22 protein-coding genes are annotated in these 23246 nt (G+C 54.8%); 10 read left to right on the top strand and 12 right to left on the bottom strand.

The window, feature by feature from the left end; genetic code table 11:
• The first annotated feature begins 244 nt into the window (after positions 1-244).
• Both FYZ48_RS00380 and FYZ48_RS00385 read left to right on the top strand, forming a co-directional pair.
• Positions 245-2827 carry a DUF1553 domain-containing protein gene (locus tag FYZ48_RS00380; protein WP_149336404.1) on the top strand — a complete coding sequence of 861 codons (2583 nt, stop codon included), beginning with the start codon at positions 245-247 and terminating at the stop codon, positions 2825-2827.
• A 51-nt stretch (positions 2828-2878) separates the two neighbouring features.
• Entirely contained in the window at positions 2879-4255 is a 1377-nt protein-coding gene (locus tag FYZ48_RS00385; protein ID WP_149336406.1) for a DUF1501 domain-containing protein, read from the top strand.
• Between the two features lie 33 nt (positions 4256-4288).
• On the opposite strand, the gene FYZ48_RS00390 is transcribed toward FYZ48_RS00385, so the two are convergent.
• The 5 genes from FYZ48_RS00390 to FYZ48_RS00410 all read right to left on the bottom strand — a co-directional run bounded on the left by FYZ48_RS00390 (position 4289) and on the right by FYZ48_RS00410 (position 7560).
• Positions 4289-4468 (bottom strand): DUF6435 family protein, encoded by a 180-nt coding sequence (locus FYZ48_RS00390; protein WP_145038646.1) that lies wholly within the window; start codon positions 4466-4468, stop codon positions 4289-4291.
• A gap of 125 nt (positions 4469-4593) precedes the next feature.
• Positions 4594-4869 carry a hypothetical protein gene (locus tag FYZ48_RS00395; RefSeq protein WP_149336408.1) on the bottom strand — a complete coding sequence of 92 codons (276 nt, stop codon included), beginning with the start codon at positions 4867-4869 and terminating at the stop codon, positions 4594-4596.
• Between the two features lie 37 nt (positions 4870-4906).
• Positions 4907-5248, bottom strand: coding sequence for a hypothetical protein (locus FYZ48_RS00400; protein WP_149336410.1), 342 nt, complete (start codon positions 5246-5248; stop codon positions 4907-4909).
• Positions 5249-5677: 429 nt separating this feature from the next.
• Positions 5678-6550, bottom strand: coding sequence for an Ig-like domain-containing protein (locus FYZ48_RS00405; protein WP_149336412.1), 873 nt, complete (start codon positions 6548-6550; stop codon positions 5678-5680).
• A gap of 248 nt (positions 6551-6798) precedes the next feature.
• Entirely contained in the window at positions 6799-7560 is a 762-nt protein-coding gene (locus FYZ48_RS00410) for a hypothetical protein (protein WP_149336414.1), read from the bottom strand.
• Positions 7561-8160: 600 nt separating this feature from the next.
• Here FYZ48_RS00410 and FYZ48_RS00415 point away from each other — a divergent pair.
• The 4 genes from FYZ48_RS00415 to FYZ48_RS00430 all read left to right on the top strand — a co-directional run bounded on the left by FYZ48_RS00415 (position 8161) and on the right by FYZ48_RS00430 (position 10202).
• Positions 8161-8673: an SMI1/KNR4 family protein gene (locus tag FYZ48_RS00415; RefSeq protein WP_187781803.1), complete on the top strand. Its 513-nt coding sequence runs from the start codon at positions 8161-8163 to the stop codon at positions 8671-8673.
• An 84-nt stretch (positions 8674-8757) separates the two neighbouring features.
• Positions 8758-9069 (top strand): hypothetical protein, encoded by a 312-nt coding sequence (locus FYZ48_RS00420; protein WP_149336418.1) that lies wholly within the window; start codon positions 8758-8760, stop codon positions 9067-9069.
• Positions 9070-9121: 52 nt separating this feature from the next.
• Positions 9122-9463, top strand: a complete 342-nt coding sequence (locus FYZ48_RS00425) for a hypothetical protein (protein ID WP_149336420.1) — start codon at positions 9122-9124, stop codon at positions 9461-9463.
• A gap of 223 nt (positions 9464-9686) precedes the next feature.
• Positions 9687-10202 carry a hypothetical protein gene (locus FYZ48_RS00430; protein ID WP_149336422.1) on the top strand — a complete coding sequence of 172 codons (516 nt, stop codon included), beginning with the start codon at positions 9687-9689 and terminating at the stop codon, positions 10200-10202.
• 109 nt (positions 10203-10311) lie between these two features.
• Here FYZ48_RS00430 and FYZ48_RS00435 read toward each other — a convergent pair whose 3' ends face one another.
• Positions 10312-10491, bottom strand: coding sequence for a ferredoxin family protein (locus FYZ48_RS00435; protein WP_242022279.1), 180 nt, complete (start codon positions 10489-10491; stop codon positions 10312-10314).
• Between the two features lie 265 nt (positions 10492-10756).
• Between FYZ48_RS00435 and FYZ48_RS00440 the strand changes: the two genes are divergently transcribed.
• Complete coding sequence (locus FYZ48_RS00440) at positions 10757-12130, top strand: sigma-70 family RNA polymerase sigma factor (RefSeq protein ID WP_149336426.1); 1374 nt, start codon at positions 10757-10759, stop codon at positions 12128-12130.
• A gap of 83 nt (positions 12131-12213) precedes the next feature.
• On the opposite strand, the gene FYZ48_RS00445 is transcribed toward FYZ48_RS00440, so the two are convergent.
• The gene (locus FYZ48_RS00445) at positions 12214-12744 is read right to left on the bottom strand and encodes a hypothetical protein (protein ID WP_145439784.1); all 531 of its coding nucleotides are present in this window, start codon (positions 12742-12744) and stop codon (positions 12214-12216) included.
• A 209-nt stretch (positions 12745-12953) separates the two neighbouring features.
• On the opposite strand from FYZ48_RS00445, the gene FYZ48_RS29125 reads away from it, so the two are divergent.
• The gene (locus tag FYZ48_RS29125) at positions 12954-13253 is read left to right on the top strand and encodes a DUF4177 domain-containing protein (protein ID WP_187781804.1); all 300 of its coding nucleotides are present in this window, start codon (positions 12954-12956) and stop codon (positions 13251-13253) included.
• Between the two features lie 18 nt (positions 13254-13271).
• On the opposite strand, the gene FYZ48_RS00455 is transcribed toward FYZ48_RS29125, so the two are convergent.
• The 4 genes from FYZ48_RS00455 to FYZ48_RS00470 all read right to left on the bottom strand — a co-directional run bounded on the left by FYZ48_RS00455 (position 13272) and on the right by FYZ48_RS00470 (position 18306).
• Complete coding sequence (locus FYZ48_RS00455; RefSeq protein ID WP_149336430.1) at positions 13272-14150, bottom strand: outer membrane lipoprotein-sorting protein; 879 nt, start codon at positions 14148-14150, stop codon at positions 13272-13274.
• A 187-nt stretch (positions 14151-14337) separates the two neighbouring features.
• Positions 14338-14640 carry a hypothetical protein gene (locus FYZ48_RS00460; protein ID WP_149336432.1) on the bottom strand — a complete coding sequence of 101 codons (303 nt, stop codon included), beginning with the start codon at positions 14638-14640 and terminating at the stop codon, positions 14338-14340.
• Between the two features lie 249 nt (positions 14641-14889).
• Positions 14890-16347 carry a hypothetical protein gene (locus FYZ48_RS00465; protein ID WP_242022280.1) on the bottom strand — a complete coding sequence of 486 codons (1458 nt, stop codon included), beginning with the start codon at positions 16345-16347 and terminating at the stop codon, positions 14890-14892.
• A 195-nt stretch (positions 16348-16542) separates the two neighbouring features.
• Positions 16543-18306 (bottom strand): thiamine pyrophosphate-dependent enzyme, encoded by a 1764-nt coding sequence (locus FYZ48_RS00470; protein ID WP_187781805.1) that lies wholly within the window; start codon positions 18304-18306, stop codon positions 16543-16545.
• A 419-nt stretch (positions 18307-18725) separates the two neighbouring features.
• Between FYZ48_RS00470 and FYZ48_RS00475 the strand changes: the two genes are divergently transcribed.
• Positions 18726-19550, top strand: coding sequence for a class II glutamine amidotransferase (locus FYZ48_RS00475; protein WP_149336436.1), 825 nt, complete (start codon positions 18726-18728; stop codon positions 19548-19550).
• 5 nt (positions 19551-19555) lie between these two features.
• Here the strand turns inward: FYZ48_RS00475 and FYZ48_RS00480 are convergent, their stop codons facing one another.
• Entirely contained in the window at positions 19556-20008 is a 453-nt protein-coding gene (locus tag FYZ48_RS00480) for a hypothetical protein (protein ID WP_149336438.1), read from the bottom strand.
• Between the two features lie 232 nt (positions 20009-20240).
• Between FYZ48_RS00480 and FYZ48_RS00485 the strand changes: the two genes are divergently transcribed.
• Positions 20241-23243: a PVC-type heme-binding CxxCH protein gene (locus FYZ48_RS00485; protein WP_149336440.1), complete on the top strand. Its 3003-nt coding sequence runs from the start codon at positions 20241-20243 to the stop codon at positions 23241-23243.
• Positions 23244-23246: the final 3 nt, after the last annotated feature.

Consider the following 23246-nt stretch of genomic DNA (forward strand, 5'->3'; position numbering starts at 1 on the left):
CCTTACCCAATCCCCCTTTAATTTACTGAAATCATCTCTTTTTGCGGTCATTTTTTCGATTTTCCCTCTAAATCGTGACGATGTTATGGACAATTGGATCCATATATTTATAATAAATATTTATGAGACTGCCGGAGGTGCTGACCGGCAGCCTCATCACAATGCGAAATCCCACCTGAAAAGTGGTCTGCTTCCATGTCGGCAGCCCGCTTCAAGCCCACCACAGACATGACGAAAGGCGGCGATGATGAACCGTTGGTTGATTTGTCTCGTTTCGACACTCACACTGGCCGTGTCTGCTTTTCCGGCCTCGGCAGCCACGCCCTCTGATAAGGGCCAGCAGCTGTTCGAATCCAAAATCGAACCGGTGCTCGTCAAGTACTGCTACGAATGCCATTCCAAAACAGGCGAGAGTATCGAAGGCGGCTTGGAACTCGACTCCCCCTCCGGCATGCTGCGCGGCGGCGATACCGGACCGATGATCAAACCCCACGATAGGGAACACAGTTCTCTGTTACGCATGCTGCGTCATGAGGACGGCGTCTCGGGCATGCCCCCCGAAGAAAAACTCTCGGACGATGTCATCAACGCGTTCGAAACCTGGATCAAACTCGGCTGCCCCGACACTCGCAAAGAGACCGGCCCCACGCTCAAAGAGCAGCGCTATCAGGAGGCTCAGAATCACTGGGCCTTCGTAACGCCCCACGAAGTCGCCCCCCCTGCCGTCAATCAGACCGAATGGCCCCGCGACGCGGTCATCGATGGCTTCACCCTCTCTGCCATGGAACAGAATGGCGTCAAGCCGGTCGAAGATGCCAGCCGTCTGACGCTGGTCCGCCGCGTCTACTTTGATCTGGTCGGCCTGCCCCCCACCCCCGAGCAGATCGACGCCTTCCTGCAGGACAAATCACCCGACGCTCTCGCAAAGCTCGTCGATCAATTACTCGCCTCCCCCCAGTTCGGCGAGCGCTGGGGACGTCACTGGCTGGACGTCGTCCGTTTCGCGGAATCGAGCGGCATGGAGTTCAACTTCACCTACCCTCATGCCTGGCCCTACCGCAACTACGTCATCGACTCCTTCAACCAGGACAAGCCCTACGATGTCTTTCTGCGGGAACAGATCGCCGGAGACCTGCTGCCGGCCCAACCCCATGATTCTCCCCAGACGATCGAAGCCCGCAACATCGCCCCCAGTATCCTCTCCTTCGGTCCCAAGCGGCATAACTCAAGCGGGACCGAATTCCGTATGGATATCGTCGACGATCAGATCAACACTGTCTGCCGGGCCACGCTGGCGCTGACTGTCTCCTGTGCCCGCTGTCACGATCACAAGTTCGATCCGATTCCCACTGCCGACTATTATTCTCTGGCGGGAATCTTCCTCAGCACCGAACCGATGTACGGCACGATCAAACAGAAATACAGCAACACGCCCACCGATCTGCTCCCCCTGGGCGAGAACGGACCAGCCCTGCACGCCGCTGCCGAAGCGTATGAGAAACAGCTGCAGGAAACGGAAAAGAAACTGACCACACAGACGGCAGCCCTCAAAAAAGCACAGGATGCCCAGAAACTGGCCGCGTCTGCACATCAGAAATACGAACAACTGATCGCCACCACCGTCGTCGATCCCAAGAATCCCAATGCCCTCCAGGGGCCATCCCAGGCCGACGTCGATAAGAAAAAAGAGAAACTCGATCAAGCCAACGCGCAGGTGACTCAGCTGACCACCGAAGTCACCACGCTGAAAACCAAAGTCGCCGAACTCAAAAAGAACCCCGCCCCCCGGCCGCAGTACGCGATGACCGCCCGGGACCGCAAGAAACCCGCTGACACTTACATCGCCGTGCGGGGCGACTTCCGCGAAAAAGGGGACGTCGTTCCCCGCGGCTTCCTGAGTGCCATCCAGATCGACAACACTCCGCAGATTCCCGCCGGCCATAGCGGACGTCTGGAACTGGCCCAGTGGATCACCAGTGATCAGAACCCGCTTACCGCCCGCGTGATGGTCAACCGCATCTGGTACCATCTCTTCGGACGCGGTCTGGTGCCCACCGTCGACAACTTCGGCCTGATTGGCAAACAGCCCAGTCATCCGGAACTGCTCGACGACCTGGCCCTGAAGTTCATGCAGGAAGGCTGGTCCACGAAACGCATGATTCGCCAGATCGTGCTCAGCCGCACCTACCAGTTGAGCAGCACACCCGACCCGACCAACCTGGAAATCGATCCGGAAAACCATCTACTCTGGCGGGCCACACCTCGACGTCTCGAAGCCGAAGCGATCCGCGATGCGATTCTCACCGTCAGCGGGCAACTCATCTTCGACCGTCCTGATGGCTCAACCGTGACCCCATTGGGCGACAAGCTGGCCCGCAGTATTCCCCTGGAAAAACTGCAGCCTCCCAGCAACCAGCGCAGCGTCTACCTGCCGGTTGTCCGCGACTATGTTCCCGAACTATTCGACCTGTTCGACTTCCCCTCCCCCAGCCTGGTGAGCGGAACCCGGGCCGTCACGAACGTCCCCGCGCAGGCCCTTTACCTGCGGAATTCTCAGTTCATCACCGATCAGGCCCAACACGCCGCCCGCAGACTGCTGGCCGACAAACAGCTGAAAGACGATGCCTCCCGGGTCGACCTGGCCATGCGGCGTGCCTTGGGTCGCACTCCCACACCGGAAGAACGGGCCGGAGCCCTGCAACTCGTGCAGCAGGTGCGTGAGTCCAGCGATCCCCAAAGTAAAACCGTTGAAGTCGACGCCTGGGCCGCCTGGTTCCAGACCCTGTTCATGACCGCGGAATTCCGGTTCCTGGTCGATGCCCGTTAAATCTTCCCTCCCCACTCCTTCCTGGAAAACGCATTGAGGAGATCAGCTCCGATGAAACACGAAACAGCAAATACACAACTGTCGCGACGTCAATGGCTCAAAGCGGCCAGTTGCAGCGTGGGTGGACTCGCTTTGACCGGGCTCGCTCCTCAGACCAGCCAGGCTGGACTGCTCTCCCCCCGCATCGCCCACTTCACTCCCAAAGCGAAGCGGGTCATCTTCCTGTTCATCAACGGCGGCCCCTCGCAGTTTGAATCGTTCGACTATAAGCCCGAGCTCAAAGCCAACGGCGGCAAGAAGGGCCAGAACAAGGGGAAACTGCTGGCCCCGCTGTACGACTTCGCACAGCACGGCGAAAGCGGCATGTGGATCTCGGAAGCTTTCCCGCACCTGGCGAAACAGTCCGATGAACTCTGCATGCTCAACGGGATGACCGGCCCCAGTCGCGCCCATCCCATCGCCATCCCCATGCTGCATACCGGCGAGTTCAAATTCCAGCGGCCCTCCATGGGCGCCTGGGTGCTCTACGGACTGGGCACCGAAAACCAGAACCTGCCCGGCTTCTTCACCATCAAGCCGACCCGCACCTTCGGCGGTCCCGCAAATTACGGCAGCGCCTTTCTCCCCAGTACCTTCCAGGCCACGCGACTCGGCTGGTCCGGTCAATCTATCCAGACCGCGTCCATCAGCAACCTGCAGTCGCAACACGGCCTGGCCGCCAACCCGGAACGCACCGCCCTGGCCCTCGCGCAGAAAATGAACGAAGATCTGCTGGGCCAGACCGCCGACGTCCGCGGCGTGATCGACTCGCTCAACCTCAGCGAACAGATGCGCGACGCTGTTCCCGAGGTCATGGACCTCAGCCGCGAGTCGAAAGCCACGCTCGACATGTACGGCGTCGACGAGAAATCCACCGACGACTTCGCCCGCCAGTGCCTGCTGGCCCGTCGTCTGAGTGAAGCCGGCGTCCGCTTTGTGGAAGTCAGTACCACCGGCTGGGACCACCACAGCGGTCTCGACAAATTCAAATCGAAAGCCGAGACGATCGACAAACCGATCGCTGCTCTGCTGGCCGACCTCAAACAGCGCGGCCTGCTGGATGAAACGCTGGTCCTCTGGAGTGGCGAATTCGGACGCCAGCCCGAAACCCAGATCCTCTCCGGCAAAGAGACCCTGGGTCGCGATCACAACGCCACAGGCTACACAGCCTGGCTCGCCGGGGGCGGCACGAAAGGGGGACTGACCCACGGTGCCACGGATGCCCTGGGGTATAAAACGGTTGAGGGAGAAGTCCACCTGCACGATCTGCACGCGACCATGCTGCACCTGCTCGGTCTGGACCACAAGAAGCTCGTCTACCGCTTCGGCGGCCGCGACTTCCGCCTGACCAACATCTACGGCAACGTCGTCCAGGAAATCATCGCCTGAGTCACGCGTTGACCAGTCACCCCGCGTGGCTGGTCAACCGACCTGCTGTGCTGTCAGACGATCAATTTCCTGCAGGATCTCTTCCGACTCAGCAACCAGGCTGGCATATCCCTGAATATCACCATTCCGCTGCGCATCACGGGCCTGCTCCATTTTTTTCGCGTAAGCCTGTTCCAGCTTTTTCCGGGGATCGCGTCGCAACCAGCCAAACATATCCAGCTCCTGAAAATCGGTTCTTGTGTCTAGGTATGAGGACTATAGCTGCCCCCTCCCATCTGACAACGGTCCGATTTTCAGCTTACGTTACTTCCTCCGTAACCGAAGTGGTCTGAATCCGCTTATCTCATTTCAGGCATCAGTTCGAGGATCTCACTCTCCAGCTCTTCCAGCACGCGGTAACTGACCGGCTCCTGTTTCAAAGATTTGATGTCAATTTTTGCGGGTAAGGCTGACTCAATCGAGGGGGCAAACGACGAGAGATCATCGACCAGGTGATTAAAATTGGACGCCGTCACAATATCGACCGGCTCCTGCTTCTGCTGTTCGGGCAACTCTCTTAACGTAGAAAAATAGACTTGCGTACGCAGTCTTAACACCTGGAAGTGGGGATCCACAATCAAACTCCGCTGAATAAAAAATAAGACAATATAATCAGGTAATATTAAAAAAATCGTTATCGAATAAAATCGTGATCAGGGTGCGATGATTTTCTTCACACCACTCAATGAACTGCTGAAACGTCTCCTGCTCAGCAGCACTCAAACTCGTCCGGTTCCTCATCGACAGGGAATCTGTTGAAGATTCTGATGCCTGAACGGCGTCCATCAGATCAGCCAACTCAATCAAATCGGTCCTCAGGGCCCGGAAAAATTCCCGGTCCCGCGCGCTGGTCGAATTCAAAACCGCGATGGTCGGAGTTTCCTGCTGATCAACCTGGATCAGAGACTGCAGGTGTTCGCCCAGATGTGCCCGATAGGTTCGCAATAAATGCACATAGTCCCCTGGGATCGGGAACAGATGAGGCTTCTTTCCCGGAGAAGAATTTCCATGCAGAATGAGCTGGATCTGGTGCATAACGAATCAGGGTAGAACAGACTGTGCTTCAATTTTTGAGCGAAATGAATGGTGATACTTTGACTACGAAATACGGGGCAGATAGATTTCCACCCCCTACTCGCAAGAAATGATCTGAATAGTATTTGTCTGCTCCTTCAATAATTTAATGGGGAAATTCCCCCATTAAAAAAATATTCTGCAATGTTGAGATTCAACTGCGCAGAAAATGAGCTTTAAGGACTGTTTTGCACTCCCGTCCCGTTCTGGATAAGAGTGTCCATTCTCCGCTTGAGCAGCGAGTCACGGACTTAAAAAGTTCACACATATCGGACGGATCAATTCAATAAAACGAATCTCAGTCTCAGCTCATTCAGATCGTGTTTTGAACACGAGCAGATAAGGAATCGCGGGGTTATTTTCGGTATCACGAAAACTGTTGAAGCGTCCCCGATTGAACCACAGCACGTACGTCTTGTTCGGTTCCAGATCGACGGGAATCACGCACGTGCGTTTGTCATCCAGGTAATGAATTCCCTTGCCAACCTTGGGAAAGTGTTCCGACGAGATCTGCACGACGGCCCACATCCGTTCGGTGATCATGTCCTTGCTGAAGGTGACCGCTATTTCTTTCAACCCCGGATCAACATCGGTACTCCCCGCCTGGGGCACCGTCTTGACCACTGAGGGAGGCAGTGCTTCCAATGTGATTTCCTGAGAGCCTCCGCGTTCTGCATACGAACTGCTGGCTGATGCCTGCGTGGCCCACTGTTTGCTGTCGTCGCTGCCCACCAGTTGGACCGCATCAATTTCATTCCAGCCTTTAACGCGTCTGGTGTCGAGATAGATCTTAATAGACCTGGAAACTACTTTCGAGTTGGCGCTCACTTCGAAAACGGTCGGCGCCGGCCTGACTGTTTCCTGCCCTTGCCAGATCACGACTTCCTTTCCGCTCTTGTCCAACGCAGTCACTTTACTGACTGCACCGGGATTAAAGTTCTCATAGATCCGCACCGCTTTTACTTCAACGGGCGTCTTGTACTCCAGCTGAAGCCACTCGTCTCCCTTATCCTGTGCCAGTGAGGCCCAGGCGGTCTTCTGATCACCGGCCTTAAGTGCGTTCGGTTCCCCCGTAGCCTGCAGAGGAGACCAGCCGGGAGCGGAAGCAGCAACCCCAGCTCTCGGATCAACCAGGAATAAGCAACCCAGAAACAACATGTGAAAGAAGAATGTTCTCTGCATCAGTATTCATCCTTTAATTTCCAGAACCGAATCCTGCAGACGCACCGCCAACACATTCGTATACGTCACTGTCGTTTACTGTATCGCGGCAGAATCGGATTGCAATTCGAAAATGGAAGAATGCGATTCCGCTGATGAATCAGGCAGGGAAACGAGCATGACATACGCCAGATTCTCGCGAAAACACAGGCATAAAAAAAGCCACGCTGTTCAAAGCGTGGCTCGGAGAAGAATGGATCACAGGCTGCTCAGGGATTTTCCACATCGCCGAACAACTTGATGGCTGCGTCTCGATCCGTGGTATAGACGACCATGTCCTGCGCGGGAATCGTCGTTTTCCAGGACTCACCCGCTTCATCGAGGAATTCATGAATGACAAGGCTGGGAGTAATGCTGTGTGAAACGACCACGTGCAACAGGCGTCGCTCTTTACCATCCTGCAGCAACACGTTTTCAAATTGACGTGCTTCAAAACGGATTGTGTCGACCTGGGCAGACCTGGGATCGAACGTGGTGATGACCCTCGATTCATTCGCTTTCATAGGCTGATCCAACATCAGTCGGTCTGCATAAGCCGGACCTTTCACATCAGCTGGAATCTCCCTGACTCTGGTCACCGTCTGGCCATTCGTTTCAGTCTGAATTCGCACTTGACCATCGGTCACAAGTCCCTGTTTGAGAACGTTCACCAGCGGCGGATTTTTTGCCTGGTAACGATAACCCAGCACTTTGCCATCGACGGTTTCATCAGTCTGAATCGTCACTCTGGCACGACTGTCGTCAGGATTTCCGGAAGCGCTTACTACAGATGTATGCGAATTTACGACGATCTGTTTTCCGTCCCGGTTCACGGTTTCAACCGCATCGTGAACGTATCCCACGTTTGTGCCCCGGAGATAAATCGCCCGCCATTGCTCACGCGCGACAGGCCGATTTCCCTGTTGGGCCTCTGCGATACAGGCAACAGACAAAGCGGCGAATGTAAATACAATAATCAGACAGCGGTACATGTGAGGACCTCCTGATGGGTCGTAAAAAGGGAACTCAAAGTCGGTAACAGTTTTGCCATCAGTAAAGGGGAGACCGCCGTCACCAGCCTCCAGCCATCCGGAAAGCATAGCTACTCTGTGCAATCCCCCAATCTTATCCTGCCTGTTCCCATCATATCCCCCAGACTCCGGCTCCGCAATAACCTGTAAACAAATATTTACTCAGCCTCGTAATCACGGTCTAAGGCACCTCAGATCCAGAAACCAAACTCATAATTTGAGAATAGTGAAACTCACCCTGTCAGACGAAGCTTGTTAAACTGAAGGAAATCCTGTTTCAGGTACTACCTGAGACCAGGAGGGAAAATCACCCGTGATTCACAGAATCGAAACCACGTCGGCTATGTATGATCCCTTCGCTGCTCAATGATCGCTATCAGACTGTCGTAGCACTCATCCCTTTGATCATTGCGGGGCTCGGGCTAAGAATCGTGGCTGTCCTTTGATTCTGGTCCCCGATCTGCCAGCTTGTATCAGTCGACGCGTATTTCGTCATCGTTTAACATTTGAGAATCCAGGTTTCTATCCGTATGAATTCCTTACGAAAAGGAGACCCGATTCGTGGTTATCAAAATAGCAAAAACACGTGCTGCTTCTGCAAACGACCTTTTCATATTAGAAAAAACACTTGGTGTTAAGCTACCAGGCAGCTTCCGAAATTTTCTAAAAGAATATGATGGTGCTGAACCGGAATCTAATCTTTTTGAGATTAATGAGTCCAACAATTCTGGAGTGAATGAATTCATTCCGGCTCAATTGATTCTCAAAGAAAGAGCGTTTATCGAGAATCTTTCACCGCAGGCATTTCCCTTTGCATTTGCTGAAGGCGGCAACTACGTCATTTTAGATTTGAATGGTCGGGAGACGGTATTATTCTGGGATCATGAAACAGCTGAGTTGATTCAATTGTCAGACAGCTTCGAAAAGTTTCTTTCCGAGCTTCAACCATTCAGCGTGAATAATGTTAAACTTGAGCCAGGCGATGTGGGAGAAGTCTGGATCGATCCAGACTTTTTAAGAGAGCACGCAGATCTCTTCTATGAGTCTGAAGACGACCTGCAGAATAACGGATAACCCCGTAAGCAATTCGGGGCGCACCGCGAGCAGGAAACTGAGATTTTAACGTGTTCTAACTGATAAGACTCTGAAGGTTGTTCTATGGATGGTATTGCTCGAATCGACACAGTAGCCGCGTATTTCGAAGTCTGGCTCGATCCTGAGTTGTTTCCTGTTCCGAAGATGAAAGTAAAAGTTCTGGACCGCGCAAACAACGATTTCCTGGCGGTACCAAACCTGCATCGTTGGAATCCGGCTTCAGGTTCCCCTGAATGTTTATCAGGCCTGGGTGACTCTATACAGTCAGCCCTCGAAGATTTGCTGAAACATTATGTAGCCGACGCGCGTGAGCAGAGCCCCGACAGCGGATATCAGGAGAACGATTTCGTATGGTCTGCCAGCGAAGATTTTTAAACCAGTCGCATTCGTATCCCGGGCACTGAACGACACATCACAGGAGAGAATGATGCAACGCAAGATCGTATTCATCGCCATCATGTCAATTGCCGTAAATGCTTTCGCAGCGGCCCCGCCTCCGTATGGAAAACTGACCGTTACCGAAAACCTGATTCGCCAGGAAATCATCCGGCTCGACGGTGACTGGGAGTCTGGAGCAAAACCCGCGTTCGTCTCATTTCGGGGCGACAAATTCACAAGCAGACATTTTGAAATGTTGACGCACCTGCCGGCGATGAAGTATTTTCATGCAGACGGCTGTGCCGTCAATCCGTTCGCCCTCGCCTGCCTGACCCAGGTTCGCCACCTGCAGATATCAGGGTCAACCAGGCAATCACGCAAGCTGGTATGAGAATATGACGATTGATGGAAGAGAACATTTCTGAATCCGATCGATTGTGATAATAGAACGCCTGTGTAAAAATAAACAGAAATACAGTCCCCATCCTAAATGAAGCAGGCAGACTTTCCAAGGTTTCCATCAGTTTTCAACGGGGATTTATCAGCCAGTTTCAGCGGGAAGCAGTCTTTAAGAAGCGAATTCAGAAAGCAATCCGATGTTCCGGAAGCGAAACATGTGCCAGCTTATGCTGAATCTGGCATTACTGCTCACGGTCTGGGGCTGCAGACCGGCGTCCCCTGAACCACCGACCAACGAGACCTCCGCTGTGACAACGGAGACTCAGCCGAAGTTGACCTCCTCCGCGGAAGTCACCTCTGCACTCGAAGCCCGCTGGTCGCTGGATGACATCAGGACATTTTGTATTCCAGAACGCCGCCACAACCCGATGTATCAGAACCTGGTCACCGACGTCGGGGAAACCTGGAAGGGAACGCTCTACGAAAATGTACCGACGGGCTTTGACTCAATCAGTTGGTATGGCACAGCAGTTGACGGTCATCTGCATGAATACTCATTAAACGTGAGCCGAGGTAATGACAGTTGGCTGCTGGAAATCGGCAACGTCGAAGCATTCGCAAAACCACCCAATGTCTCTCCTGCCCCCTCACGACCAGGCTTTATTGGCAACGCACCGCCGGAAAACCAGACCCCCGATAACGCTTTTGTTACGCCTCTTAAGCGGGAGTAAGCTCTGTCATTCTGATTCCCGGGATCCTTCTCTGAACTGGTAAAACACATGGTTGAGAATAGCTTGAATGTTGATCTAAAGAAGATGATAAACAGCAACTCTCCCCCCTTCACTTTAAATGCGTTTTTTTCTCCGTGATCGCAGGAGTTTGCGTTACCATCTCGGCATTAAGCTGAATAAAACTCTGCCACGGCTCCGGGACATCATCTTCAAAAAAAATCGCATCCACGGGACATTCCGCCCGGCACGCATCGCAATCAATGCACTCTTCCGGATCGATGTAGAGCATCTGCTCCCCCTCGTGAAAGCAGTCGCAGGGGCAAGCGAGAACGCAGCTTGTGTCTTTGCATCCCACACAGGGAGCGGTCACAACGAACGCCATTTCAGGTCCTTTCAAAAGAAATAATTCGAACTTAGAGAGGCAGTCAGGAGTCTCTCCTCTGGGGGTGCATCCGATTTACCGGTAAGATTGGTCAAAGAATCTGCCAGAATTTCCAAATTTTTCCCCATGTCCCCCTGCAACGTATCTGAACAGAGTGAAGGCGTATTCCAGAGTGTCGAAATTGAATTCACAACAACTGCTGGAGATCTACCAGGCAGGCGAGAACGAAGCAGCGACGGCCCTGTTTGACCGTTACGTCGCACGGCTCATCGCACTGGCGCGGAGCCGTATCGGGGCCAGGCTCCGTCGTCGAATCGATCCCGAAGACATCATCCAGTCCGCTTATCGCAGTTTTTTCGTGCATGCCCGGGTCGGAGAGTACCAGTTGCAAAAGACGGGGGACCTCTGGCGTCTACTGGCAGGTATCACGCTGCATAAGCTCTATGGTCAGATTGAAAAGCACACGGCGGGAAAGAGAAGCATTAATCATGAAGTACCTCCAGACAGCATTCTCGCGACTGCAACCGTTCCCGAACCTGCGCCGTCAGAGGTCGTCGCGATCATCGAAGAATTAAGCCTGCTCATCCAGGACCTGCCTCCGGAAGAACGACTCGTCCTCACGGCCAGCCTCCAGGGACAGGAGAATGCAGAGATCAGCAGCACCATCGGGAAATCAGAGAGAACCGTCCGGCGTCTGCTGGCAAATGCCCGCAATAAGCTGGAACAACGCTTGTTGCATCACAACACGCCCGAGGCTGACTCTCAGCCCCCCGCAGAGGAATACGCTGCCCCCCTGCGCTATGAGGATTACGTGCTCGAACAGTTACTCGGATCAGGTGGCATGGGCAAGGTATTTCGTGCCAGAGTGAAAGGGACACAACAGAAAGTCGCCATCAAGGCACTGCATAAAAAACGCCAGTCCGACAGACGTGCCGTCTCGCAGTTCGTCAAGGAGGCACAGGTACTCACGAAGTTACAGCACCCGCATCTCGTACACGTCGAGGGCCTGGGACGATTCCCCCACGGGGGCTACTTCATGGTGATGGACTATATTGACGGCGTCGATCTGCAATCGCAACTGGAAACCGGCCCTTTTACCATCACTGAAGCGGTCAGCATCATTCTTCACGTCTCTGACGCCATCGGTTATGCACACGACCAGGGCATCATTCATTGTGACCTCAAACCCGCGAACATCCTGCGTGATCAACGGGGCAACATTCGAGTAACGGATTTCGGTTTCGCTTATCTGATTGCAGGCAGCACCACACCAGTCAACAGCATCGGTGGTACCGCAGGATATCTCGCCCCGGAAATCCTCAATCGCCAGAGTTTGCCTGCACCCACAACCGACATTTTCAGCCTGGGTGTGCTGCTCTGGACTCTGATCACCGGCACGCTACCCGCATCCCCATTCAAGCTGACCGGAGTAAAGCAGCAACAGGCCCCTATAGCCCGAATCGTCAAACGCTGTCTCTCCCCAACGCCTCAAAACCGCTTTCAGACAACCAGCGAACTGCAACAGGCACTGCTGACACTTCAATAAGCATTAAGATTGACCGGAGCTTTCTCCTGCGATTGATTGCAGAAGACAAAAAGATCTCCCGCTCCGCCTGAATTCAGCTCACCTCAGTCCCGCTCGCTGAGTGCTTCCACAAAGGCTTCCACCGTGGGTTCGGGGCCTTCGCCAAAGTTCATATGACGCTGTTTGTCCCATCCCGCCAGTACGGTCCGGGGACCGTCAGGCAGGGAGACGCTTTTTTCCAGCGTATAATAATGGGCCGTCACCTGATCCGGATCGGGGGGCGGGTCCGCAGCCAGATCGATGGTCACCAGCACGGCCATCATGTACGCTTCCGCGGCTTCCTGGGGTTCCGGCATCTCAATCACCACGCAGGGATAGTCGTTCAACCGGAGTGGATGCAATTTGATTTCCGCAGCATCAAACCCAGCCTCACGTCCACACTGCTCGACCACATCCTTCAGTAAAGCCTCCATAAAGGAACCGGCATCGGGCGAAGCTGCGATCGCCAGCAACTGCAGCGGTTCCGCCAGCGCAATCTGTCGCAAGGCATAATGCGCAAACACATAGTGCGGCGAGGGGCCTTCATCGTCGGGCGTCGGTTCCGGTTCGCGTTTCAGAAAATCAAACAGTCCCATCGCGTTTCCCCCTGGCCCGGTCATTAAGTATGTGTCCTACCGACACAGAATGTCTTCGATATCTCTCCCCTGAGTCGGCCTGCCAGGCCAACCGGTTTCAGCGCCTGGTTGACACTATACAAAACAATGCTAGTGTAAGACAGAAAGAAATTCCGTATTTTGTCCTTCAGTCACGATCAGCGTTCACTTTGGTTTCAGGAGATATTCCAATGACATCTCACCGCATCCTGTTCACAGCACTTGCCCTCATCATCTGCACTGCGATACTCTTTTCACAAACTCCTCCCCCCGTCGCACAGGCAGCGGCTGTGAAATCTGCCCCCACCTGGGAATACAAAATCGCGGATGCCAGCGTGAAATTAGGGGAGTTGGAAACAGCCGGCAACATCTCGAATGCAGGCATCAAAACCGCACTCGAACAGTTTTTAAACGAACAGGGTGCCGACGGTTGGGAACTCGTCTCCTACTCGGGAACAATGGCGGTCTATAAGCGTGCAGTGAGAAATTAACTGAGTTTCCGGATAACCTCAGTTCCCTTCATCGATGGGCGTGCCATCCGGAAGTGTAATCTTTCGGAAGAAATTCACATCATATTCAGGTTTCAATGAGACCTGCGACACTTTGTATTCTCGTTTCCAGGAGACAACAGGAGAGTTGTCCTCCCGCAGTTTAATCCCGTCCAGTACAGTGATCGAACTGGTAAAAGGAAACCAGATCCCCGGCTCTATCTCCTGAAGATCGGCGAGTTCCGCTGTCTCAATCGGAATCTCTTTCGAATAGAAATAGTTATAACTTTCCGTTTTGATCGGAAGATAGTTTCGGTCGATAGCCAGCCAAAAGTCGCGTCTGGCAGACGTTCTCTTCGCAGACGTTCCTTCATTTCTGACGTGCGCAAGACTGATCTTGATACATCGCAAACCATTCAGTTTTTCCTCTGCGATGTAAGATGCTGTCGGAAACAGGTCCTGAGACAGATTGCCTTGCCTTCCACGAGAATGCGACAAGATGGCTTCTCGCCCCTCTAAAATGGTAGCTAAAGGCACGACATAACGGGCCCACCGGAGCGGAATCAAATGCGGCTGAAATCCCCGATAGTCATAAGCCGGACCTTTGATGATCTTTCCGACATAGTTGTGTCCCAACTGCAGGAAGCGGGTCTGTGCGCCATCAAATCCTTTCTGATCATGAATCCCGGTTTTCCCGGGAGCAGCCGGAGGCCCGGTGCGCTGCCCTTCATAGTTCAGATAAAACATTCCCTGCTGAGAGATCCAGTGACCTTCGATGTCAGCAGACTGGGGAACGTCAGCTTTCTCCACTTCGGGATAATACTTCTTACGGTAGCTCTCATGCCAATGGACTTCCAGGTTGTCATACAACGCCTCATTCTCGCGCAGTACTTCAATCACCGTCTGGAGCCGTGCATCGCTCTCTGCAAATAATGGGGCATTTACAGAGATCAACAGACAAGAGAATACGAAACCGAGAAACGGGCTACCTGGAACGAGTCTGTTCCTTGCAAGTATCTGTCTCATGAAATGCCCTTTACATAAATACGTTTTGGAAGAAGAAACTTTATCAGTTCCAGTCCTGTCATCACTCATTCCTCGCTATAGTGCCCGTTCCCTCGAACACCTCCTTTTGATGATGAAGCATCCGGTAAAGTCGATAATAGCCCAGGCGGGCCATCCCCAGCATGAGCATCGCAAACGCCACCGGCATCAAGGCGATACAAACCAGTGGATCCCAGAAAAGTGCCACCTGCGAGATCAAAAACGTAATACCAGCCAACCCCCAGAACGGATACGCCATTCGCTTCTGCGATTCCAGATCTTCAATAGCCAGTATCTTCTGCAGACTCACCAGCTCTGTTTCTGAGAGGTGTACAGGTTCAGACATGGCAGATAATCTCCCTTCAATTTCATTTTCGTCTCAACTGAATTCTGCCTGGCGCAATTCACATAGCGATCACCACACACTCTGCTTTGTTGAGCCGAACGGAAAACTCTTTTGACTGTGCTTCTCCGAGATACTCTTCCGTGTAAGTGAAACGCTGAGAAAATTCTGGGCGTTAGAGTCAAAATCATATCAGGAACCATCTTCGATGAGGTTTTACCTGAATTGATGTTATGACGACTTACCTCCAACTCACTCCCCATTCCGAAACCGCAGCGAATACAAATCCGCATCCTTCAGCACAAACCGCAGGCGGATCGGCTTTCCAGCAAACTGGCTCACATCGCTCTTCCCTTTCCAGGTCATCACATGGTCCAGTTCGTCGCCGTAGAATTCTTCGCTTTCTTTCAGGCTGAAGCCGGGGAGCGGCTGGCCTTTCTCATCCAGCAGTTCACATTTCACGCTGCCGGCCGCTGAAGTGGCCAGATTCAGTTCCAGTTCGACCGGCGTTTTTTCTTTTCCCTGGGGACCATCGAAGGTAATCAGCCGTGTCGTCATCTCGCCGCCGGTAAACGGTGCGTTGATCGACACAAAACCGTCCTGACGCAGCGTGAACCGTCGCAGTCGGCAGGGACCGACGTAGTAGTTCTCAATCGCATACAGCGACAGTTCCGGCACGTGACCGGGCAGCGGGCTCGGCGTCGTGGTGATGCCCCAGGCAATGTGGTTATTCCGTTGCCACCAGCGTTCCCGGTTCTGCCCGGGACGGAGAAACGCTTCGTCCCAGCGGTTCCAGTGCATGCCGTCCCGGCTCGTCATCAGTACGCCGTCACTCACGCCGGAATGATTGTTTTTCGGATCCGGGTGCCAGGCCGCCTTGCGACTCGGCACGAACCGCTTGGGAAACGCCAGGAACAGATGCGGTGCCCGGGGATAGGCAATCGTCGCATTCGTATAGAGATGCTGCGGCGGAGAGTTTTTAATATCGATGAACTTCGGCGGCGTCCAGTTCACAAAATCATCCGAAGTGCAGGTCATAATCGCCCGCACCTTATTTGTGAAGCCGCGATGAAAATCGACATACTCCTGACGGTGCTCATCCCAGAACGCCAGGTTCTGTGAATCAAAGGCCCCCTTCGTAATCACCGGCTTGTCTTTCAGCAATTGCCAGTGAATCCCGTCAGCGGAGGCGAACGCATACAGGCCCCCCTTACCCCGTCCCAGGGACTTATACTTCTCATCGGCCTTGCACGTGGGATTCGTATCCAGGAACGGCGAGAAATTGTGCGCACCGATCCCCATCCAGACAATGTTATTCTGCTTCGAACCGTTGAATTCAAACAGCCCCAGGTCCGGCTTTCTCCAGTGAATCGCATCGTCGCTCTCGGCATAGCAGACGACCTCATGCGTGACCTTGCCTTTGCTCCAGTCGTGATGCGCGCCGCGATAATACATGCGGTACAGGTCGCCATCTTTCAAAATGCGGACATAATAGCTGATGTTCCCTTCCGCCGGGGCATCATAGGTGATCGCGATCTCCTGGGGTACCGGGTGATGCAGTTCCTGGCGGGCACCGTCGAGACTGCCGATCATCCAGTCGTCAATGAACAGTTCGCGCCGCGAACCAATGTGAGCCGGTTCTTCCGCAGAGAGAATACCGGACAGAAGCATAAGAAAACACAGGCACAGCAGGGACGCACGCACTCGCATGAGAGGCTCCTCGAGTCAGATCAGCGGTTAACAAATTTGAGTGAAGACCGTCGGTCTTCCCAATCAGGTTAACATCCCGATCCCGGAAGACCGGCTTTTCAACCCGCGTGCCACTGGTCAGTATACTGTCCTCTCATTTGAAAGCAAATGCGATCCCCGGAAAACCGAGCGACCCGTTATCAGTCACTTCCCCGTTTAATCGTCGCTGCTGTCAAAGTAGGCCGCCAGTTCTTCCTTAATGTTATTCCACTGTACCTGATCGCCACTCAGCGCCATCCATGCCTGTTTGGCTTTGCTCTCGGCCATACCCACCGCCTGCTCCATCTTAATCTTAGGCGGCATCGACAGTTCGCCATTGGTGACCACGGCATCGATCAGGAACGGGCCCGACGACTGTTTCGCCCTCTGAATCGCCGCTTCAATATCCCCGGCGTGTTCGACACGCACGCCCTCGGCCCCGCACCAGCGGGAATAATCGGCCAGGTCAGGCACATCGATCTCGAGCACATCTTTCTCGGGGACGATGCCGGCCACTTCCATCTCCAGCTTGACCAGATCCAGGCTCGAATTGTGCAGCACCAGCATTTTGATCGGCAATCCGCGATTCGCAATCGTCAGCCAGTCCTGCATCGCCATCGTGAATGCTCCGTCCCCCACCAGCGCCCAGACTTCCCGCTGCGGAAACAGCAACTGGGCTCCCAGTGCCGCGGGTAGACCGACGGCCATTGAACCATGGTTGAACGAACCAATCATCCGTCGATCTGAATGAAACGAGATGTACCGCGACGCCCAGACGGTAATCGTTCCCGTATCCACCACGAAGATCGCATCGTCACTCGCGTGTTCATTGATGAAGCGGGCAAAAATCTGCGGATGCAGCGGTTCATGATCGCGAGAGGGATCCGCAGCCTGTCGCATCTCCCGCCGCCAGTCTTCGAAGCTGCCTGTAATTTTATCATGAAATTCAGAAGCCCCCTGCGATTCGACCTGGGGCAAAAGTTGCTGCAAAGCCGCTTTGACATCTGCATGAATCCCCAGGTCCACCCCGACGCGATTGCCGATCCGAGGCAGGCTGCTGTCGATCTGCACCACGGTGCAGTCGTGCGGCAGATACTCGGTGTAAGGGAAGTCGGTCCCCAGCATCAACAGCAGGTCCGTATTCATCACCGCATGATATCCCGACGGATTTCCAATCAGTCCCGTCAGCCCCGCCACATGCGGGCAGTCATGGTCGAAGATATCACAGGCGCGTAACGAATGGGTAATCGGTGCCTGCAACTTGTCGGCCAGTGCAATCACTTCGTCCCGCGCCAGTCGACAACCTGCCCCCGCCAGAATGGAGATCCGCTTCCCCTGGTGCGTGCGAATCAGTTCCGCCAGTTGCTGCACCTGCGCATCATCGGGAACCAGCGCAGCCCGGGAACGGAACAGCGGCTGGAGATAGTCATCCCCCTCGCATGCCATCTCTGCGATATCGGCCGGCAGCTCGATCCGGCTCACCGAACCGTTACTGAGCGCCTCCCGGATCGCCCGCTGAATCAAGCGTGGTGCTTCCTCGGGAGAACGAATCACGGCCTGAAAATCACAGACATCGTCGTAAATTTTCGTCAGATCGACTTCCTGGTGAAATCCGGTGCCGATCTGCCCAACGGGCACCTGCCCCGTCACCGCCAGCACGGGACTGCGTTCCCGCTTTGCATTATACAGGCCGTTGATTAAATGCAGCGCACCAGGTCCCACGGTTCCCGCGCAGACTGCCAGGTTTCCACTCAACTCGGCCTGGGCAAACGCGGCATAACTCGCGTTCCCCTCGTGCCGGACACCGATCCATTCGACTTCATCGTGCTTGTGAATCGCCTGGGCAAACGCATTCAAGGCATCACCGATCACACCAAACACCTGGGTCACACCGGCTTCAACGAGAATCTCCAGCAACTGTTCTGAAACATTGCGAGACATCGGACTTCCTTTCTGGTTCGAATAACGATCGGCGCAGAAACCATGTCTGCCAGACATGACGTGAAGACCATCGTCGACAGTGCTTCCCGGTGTCCTGTACCGATGCGAATAGATTGAATCTCAGAATGGGGGAGTCGAGGATCCTAAATCAGATCCAGCTTCAAGATTAACATCTTGATTCCCCACTGACCAGTGTGTTTCCAGATTCATACACCTGTGATCCTCAAGCCTCTGGACTGAAGACACACCGAATTAAGCAGCTTGCTCTTCTCGCCGTCCTGATGAAATCGCGTATTTGACATTCCCTGCGATGTAGGAGCAGCACGGTTCCTGAAAAATTGACAGCAGGCGTGACGTTTCTGTTACAATCACTGCCTGAACATCAACCGTTCCTGATCTCTGAATAGGAGTCGTCGCCCATGTGTCGCTGGCTGGCTTATACCGGATCGCCTCTGCAACTGAGTGCCCTGCTCACCCGTCCCAATCATTCACTCATCGACCAGAGTCGGCACGCGACGCAAAACGTCGAAGCCCTCAACGGCGACGGCTTCGGGGTCGGCTGGTATGGCGACGATCCCACACCGGGGCTCTACCGCGATACTCATCCCGCCTGGAACGATGCTAACTTCCGCCACCTGGCCGACCACATCCGCTCGCGGCTCTTCCTGGCACACGTCCGCGCTTCGACCGGCACCGCCGTCCAGAATACGAACTCGCATCCTTTCAGCTTCGATAACTGGCTCTTTCAGCACAACGGTTCAATCCCCGCGTTCCGCTCTCTCAAGCGACAACTCCTGTTCGACGTCGACCCTGAACTGTTCCCATTCATTGAAGGTTCCACCGATTCCGAAACGCTGTTCTTCCTCGCGCTGACGTTCGGCCTGCGTGACGATCCTCCCGCCGCCCTGGCTCGTGCGATCGGTCATGTAGAACGGGTCCGCAAAGCCGCGGGGATCGAAGTTCCACTCTTCGTCAGTGCCTGCGCGACCAATGGAGAACAGCTCTGGGCGATCCGCTATTCCAGCAATCATCAGTCGCGCACGCTCTATCACAGTTCGCACCTGCATGCCCTGCACGAAATCGACGGAACTTACGCACCCCTGCCCGACGACGCCACCATCGTTGTTTCCGAACCTTTAGACGAACTGACCAGCCACTGGGAAGAGGTCCCCGAGTCGGCGCTGCTCACTGTCTCTGGGGGCTCCGCCACGGTAAGTTCGTTCTCACCCATGCTGCCGAATTGATGAACTTAACCGGCCATCTGTCCCGGAAGCACCCGCAGCAGATAGCCGGCCAGCAGGACGCCACGCCCCGTCCAGGCCAGCGTGCGGACCCAGTTGGTCGCCACCAGCAGTCGGATCTGGTGGCTGTCGTATCCCTGGATCAGCTTATGATGCCGGGGGACCTGCAACAGGGCGGTCGAGAACCAGACCACGAACAGCAGCCCGACTCCGCTCCAGGCCTCCAGCGGAGTGAAGCCTGCGGGTGCCCAGTAAACCAGGGCAATCGTGCTGAAGGCTTCAATCAACATCATCGGTCCCACCACCAGCGTGGTCCGCAGCTGATGCGCCGTCTGGAAGGTGATGAATTCATTGCGCCCCACCAGCGCAAACACCGGGTAATGGGCCACCTGCACGAACCAGATCAGGCCCACCATATAAAATGTTGATACCAGCTGCAGCAGAAACAGAATCTTCAACACGGTTTTTCTCCCTGGAACAATTGTAGACGCTTAACTTTAGTCTCAACCCGCAAGTTGCCGACCCCCGAAATCAGAATTTCCATGCAAAAAACAGCCTCCGCAGCCGGCGCATCCATGATCTTCTGTTCTTCGTTTGAGCTCCGCTCTTGTAATGCGGTTCAGCATTGTGCAGGATAAGTAACACCACAAAGCGATCTTGTGACCAGTCCTTATCATTTCTGGAGACTCAGAGATGCTTCAGCTGCTTCCAGAGAGATCCCGTTGCGTTTCCCGGCTTTGCTACCACATCTTCGCTCTATTACTGGCCAGTTTGAGCACCACCGGTCTCTTCGCCCAGGGCTTTGCGCCCTCAGAATCGGTGAAACAGATGACGGTCGCCTCAGAATTTGAAGTGGAACTGGTCGCCTCCGAACCACTAGTCAGACAGCCGGTCTCCATTGACTTCGACGACCGGGGCCGACTCTGGGTCATTCAGTATCTGCAGTACCCCAACCCCGCCGGTCTGAAGCGAGTCAAGGTCGATCAACACACCCGCTCTCAATACGACCGGGTTCCCGAGCCTCCGCCGCATGGTCCCCGGGGCGCCGACCGACTGACGATCCTGGAAGACACCGATCACGACGGACGCTTCGACCAGGCATACGACTTCGTGGACGGCTTGAATCTCGCCTCCGGTTTTGCTCTCGGGAATGGTGGCGTCTATGTTTTGCAGGCGCCCTACCTGCTCTTCTATCCGGACCGCAACCGGGATGACAAGCCTGATGGAAATCCCGATGTGCTGCTCAAAGGCTTCGGCATGGATGACGCGAGTGCCGTCGCGAATTCACTGACCTGGGGACCGGACGGCTGGCTCTACGGCTGCCAGGGGAGCACCGTCACCGCCCGGATTCGCGGCGTCAAATTCGTGCAGGCCATCTGGCGATATCACCCCCGCACGAAAGAATTTGAGCTCTTCGCCGAAGGGGGCGGCAACATGTGGGGGCTCGACTTCGACCGCCAGGGCAATCTACTGGCGAGTACCAATCTGGGCGGCTTCGTCCTGCTGCACATCGTCCAGGAAGGCTACTACTGGAAACAGTTCTCCAAGCACGGCCCGCTGCGGAATCCCTATACCTTCGGTTATTTCGATCATGCGCCCCACCAGAATTTCAAAGGGGGACACGTCACCGTGGGAGGCACCATCTACCAGGGGCTCCTGTTTCCCGAGGCACTGCGCGGCAAGTACATCAGCGGCAATCTGCTGGGCCATGAAATCCAGTATCACAACCTGATCCCCGGCGGCACCACATTTCGTACTGAGCACGGAGGCACGCTGGTCCAGGCCAACGACAGCTGGTTCGCCCCCACCGATCTGACCGTCGGCCCCGCGGGAGCGGTTTACTTCACGGACTGGCACGACAAACGCACTGCCCATCCCAATCCCGACGCTGACTGGGACCGCAGTAACGGACGCATCTACCGCCTTAAACCCCAAGGCAGAAAACTGGAACCGACACTCCAAGTCCATGATTTAAGCAGCGAGCGCCTGATCGAACTTTTACAACAGCCCAATGAATGGTACGTCCGCGCTGCCCGCCGTGAACTGATTAACCGCAAAGATCCCCAGGTTCCAGACACGCTCAAAAGACTTCTGACAGAAAAAAAGAGCGACCACCAGACACTGCAACTGCTCTGGACGCTCGCGTCACTCGACGAACTCGATGAAACAACCGTAGTGCAAATGCTTCAACATGCGAACCCCTCGGTCCGCAGTTGGACCATTCGGCTGCTGGGCGATCGACGCACCGTTTCTCCTGACATCGCCCAACGCTTAATTCAGCTCGCCCAAACCGACGCCAGTCCCCAGGTCCGTAGCCAGCTCGCTTCCACCGCCGCCCGGCTCCCCGCTGATCCTGCGCTGGCCATCACAGCGCACATTCTGAACCGGAACCTCGACCAGGCCGATCCCTTTATTCCGTTACAACTCTGGTGGGCCATTGAAAAACAGGCCCTCACCGCCATCGATGAAATCGAACAACGGTTCGTGACATCCGCAGCCTGGCAGCAGCCCTTTGTCAGTCAGGTCATTCAACCACGCATGATGAAACGCTACGCTGCCGCTGCCACACCGCGGACACTCCAGGTCTGTCAACGATTGCTGGCGGCCGCTCCAGAGTCACAACAGGCTGAACTGCTGCAGGACCTCGACGCCGGACTGGCACTCTCGGGACAGAGACAACTCAAACCAGACCAGGTGCCAGACGAACTCGCGGAGCAACTCGCCACGCAATGGCAGGCCCATCCCGAAGACCTCGTGCTCATGCAACTCAACGCCCGACTCGGCAATCCCGCCGTCCTGCAGCAGGCACTCGAAATTGTCGTCAATGAGGATCTGCCACTAGCCCAGCGCACCACAATGCTCAAGTTCCTGCAGCAGTTCGGCAACGAAACAGTCATCGCCCCCCTGCTACCACTGCTGCAGCCCGTTCAACCCGCAACACTCAGGCAGCAGGCCATGCTCGTTCTGTCCCGTTATGCCGATGACCGCATCAGCCAGGCGCTGCTCAAATCATATCCCGACTACGATGCTTCTTCACAAACCCAGGCCCGTCGCGTCCTCTTCACCCGCCAGCCCTGGGCACTTGCGTTTCTTAGACAGGTCGATGAGGGAAAGCTGCCGGCAGGCGATCTCGATCTGCAGGAACTGACAACACTCAACAGTCTGGGAAACAAAACCATCAGCGAACTGACCGCGAAGCACTGGGGCCAGATCAACCAGAGCGATTCACAGCACAAGATCACCGAGATCCGCCGCGTCCGTTTTCTGTTGAAACATCCGGGAAATGCCCAGCGCGGCAGCCAGCTGTTCCAGAAACAGTGCGGCACCTGTCATCAACTGCATGGCACTGGCAACAAGTTGGGCCCCGACCTCACCACCGCCAATCGGAGCGATTTAAATTACCTGCTGGAGAGCATCATTGATCCCAATCAATTCGTCCGCAAAGAGTATGTGGCCTCGATCGTCATTACCCGTGACGGACGTGTTGTCACCGGCATTATTAAATCGGACGAACCCGAGCAGATCCGCATCGCCAACAACAAAAACGAACTGACCACCATCCGACGGGACGACATCGAAGAGATCCACGATTCCCCCGTCTCACTGATGCCCGAAAAAATCCTCAAACAACTCAGCGAGCAGGAACTGCAGGATCTGTTCGCCTATCTGCAGGGACCGCCTCCGAAAAAACTCTGAAAT

The sequence above is a fragment of the Gimesia chilikensis genome (genome assembly GCF_008329715.1).
GTDB lineage: Bacteria > Planctomycetota > Planctomycetia > Planctomycetales > Planctomycetaceae > Gimesia > Gimesia chilikensis.

Excerpts from the sequence above, each read along its gene's own strand:
- FYZ48_RS00420 (WP_149336418.1), top strand. The coding sequence starts at position 8,758 with ATGGATGGTATTGCTCGAATCGACACAGTAGCCGCGTATTTCGAAGTC.
- FYZ48_RS00460 (WP_149336432.1), bottom strand. The coding sequence starts at position 14,640 with ATGTCTGAACCTGTACACCTCTCAGAAACAGAGCTGGTGAGTCTGCAG.
- FYZ48_RS00485 (WP_149336440.1), top strand. The coding sequence starts at position 20,241 with ATGCTTCAGCTGCTTCCAGAGAGATCCCGTTGCGTTTCCCGGCTTTGC.
- FYZ48_RS00390 (WP_145038646.1), bottom strand. The coding sequence starts at position 4,468 with ATGTTTGGCTGGTTGCGACGCGATCCCCGGAAAAAGCTGGAACAGGCT.
- FYZ48_RS00405 (WP_149336412.1), bottom strand. The coding sequence starts at position 6,550 with ATGCAGAGAACATTCTTCTTTCACATGTTGTTTCTGGGTTGCTTATTC.
- FYZ48_RS00380 (WP_149336404.1), top strand. The coding sequence starts at position 245 with ATGATGAACCGTTGGTTGATTTGTCTCGTTTCGACACTCACACTGGCC.
- FYZ48_RS00425 (WP_149336420.1), top strand. The coding sequence starts at position 9,122 with ATGCAACGCAAGATCGTATTCATCGCCATCATGTCAATTGCCGTAAAT.
- FYZ48_RS00445 (WP_145439784.1), bottom strand. The coding sequence starts at position 12,744 with ATGGGACTGTTTGATTTTCTGAAACGCGAACCGGAACCGACGCCCGAC.
- FYZ48_RS00470 (WP_187781805.1), bottom strand. The coding sequence starts at position 18,306 with ATGTCTCGCAATGTTTCAGAACAGTTGCTGGAGATTCTCGTTGAAGCC.
- FYZ48_RS00475 (WP_149336436.1), top strand. The coding sequence starts at position 18,726 with ATGTGTCGCTGGCTGGCTTATACCGGATCGCCTCTGCAACTGAGTGCC.
- FYZ48_RS00410 (WP_149336414.1), bottom strand. The coding sequence starts at position 7,560 with ATGTACCGCTGTCTGATTATTGTATTTACATTCGCCGCTTTGTCTGTT.
- FYZ48_RS29125 (WP_187781804.1), top strand. The coding sequence starts at position 12,954 with ATGACATCTCACCGCATCCTGTTCACAGCACTTGCCCTCATCATCTGC.
- FYZ48_RS00385 (WP_149336406.1), top strand. The coding sequence starts at position 2,879 with ATGAAACACGAAACAGCAAATACACAACTGTCGCGACGTCAATGGCTC.
- FYZ48_RS00435 (WP_242022279.1), bottom strand. The coding sequence starts at position 10,491 with ATGCTCTACATCGATCCGGAAGAGTGCATTGATTGCGATGCGTGCCGG.
- FYZ48_RS00430 (WP_149336422.1), top strand. The coding sequence starts at position 9,687 with ATGTGCCAGCTTATGCTGAATCTGGCATTACTGCTCACGGTCTGGGGC.
- FYZ48_RS00465 (WP_242022280.1), bottom strand. The coding sequence starts at position 16,347 with ATGCGAGTGCGTGCGTCCCTGCTGTGCCTGTGTTTTCTTATGCTTCTG.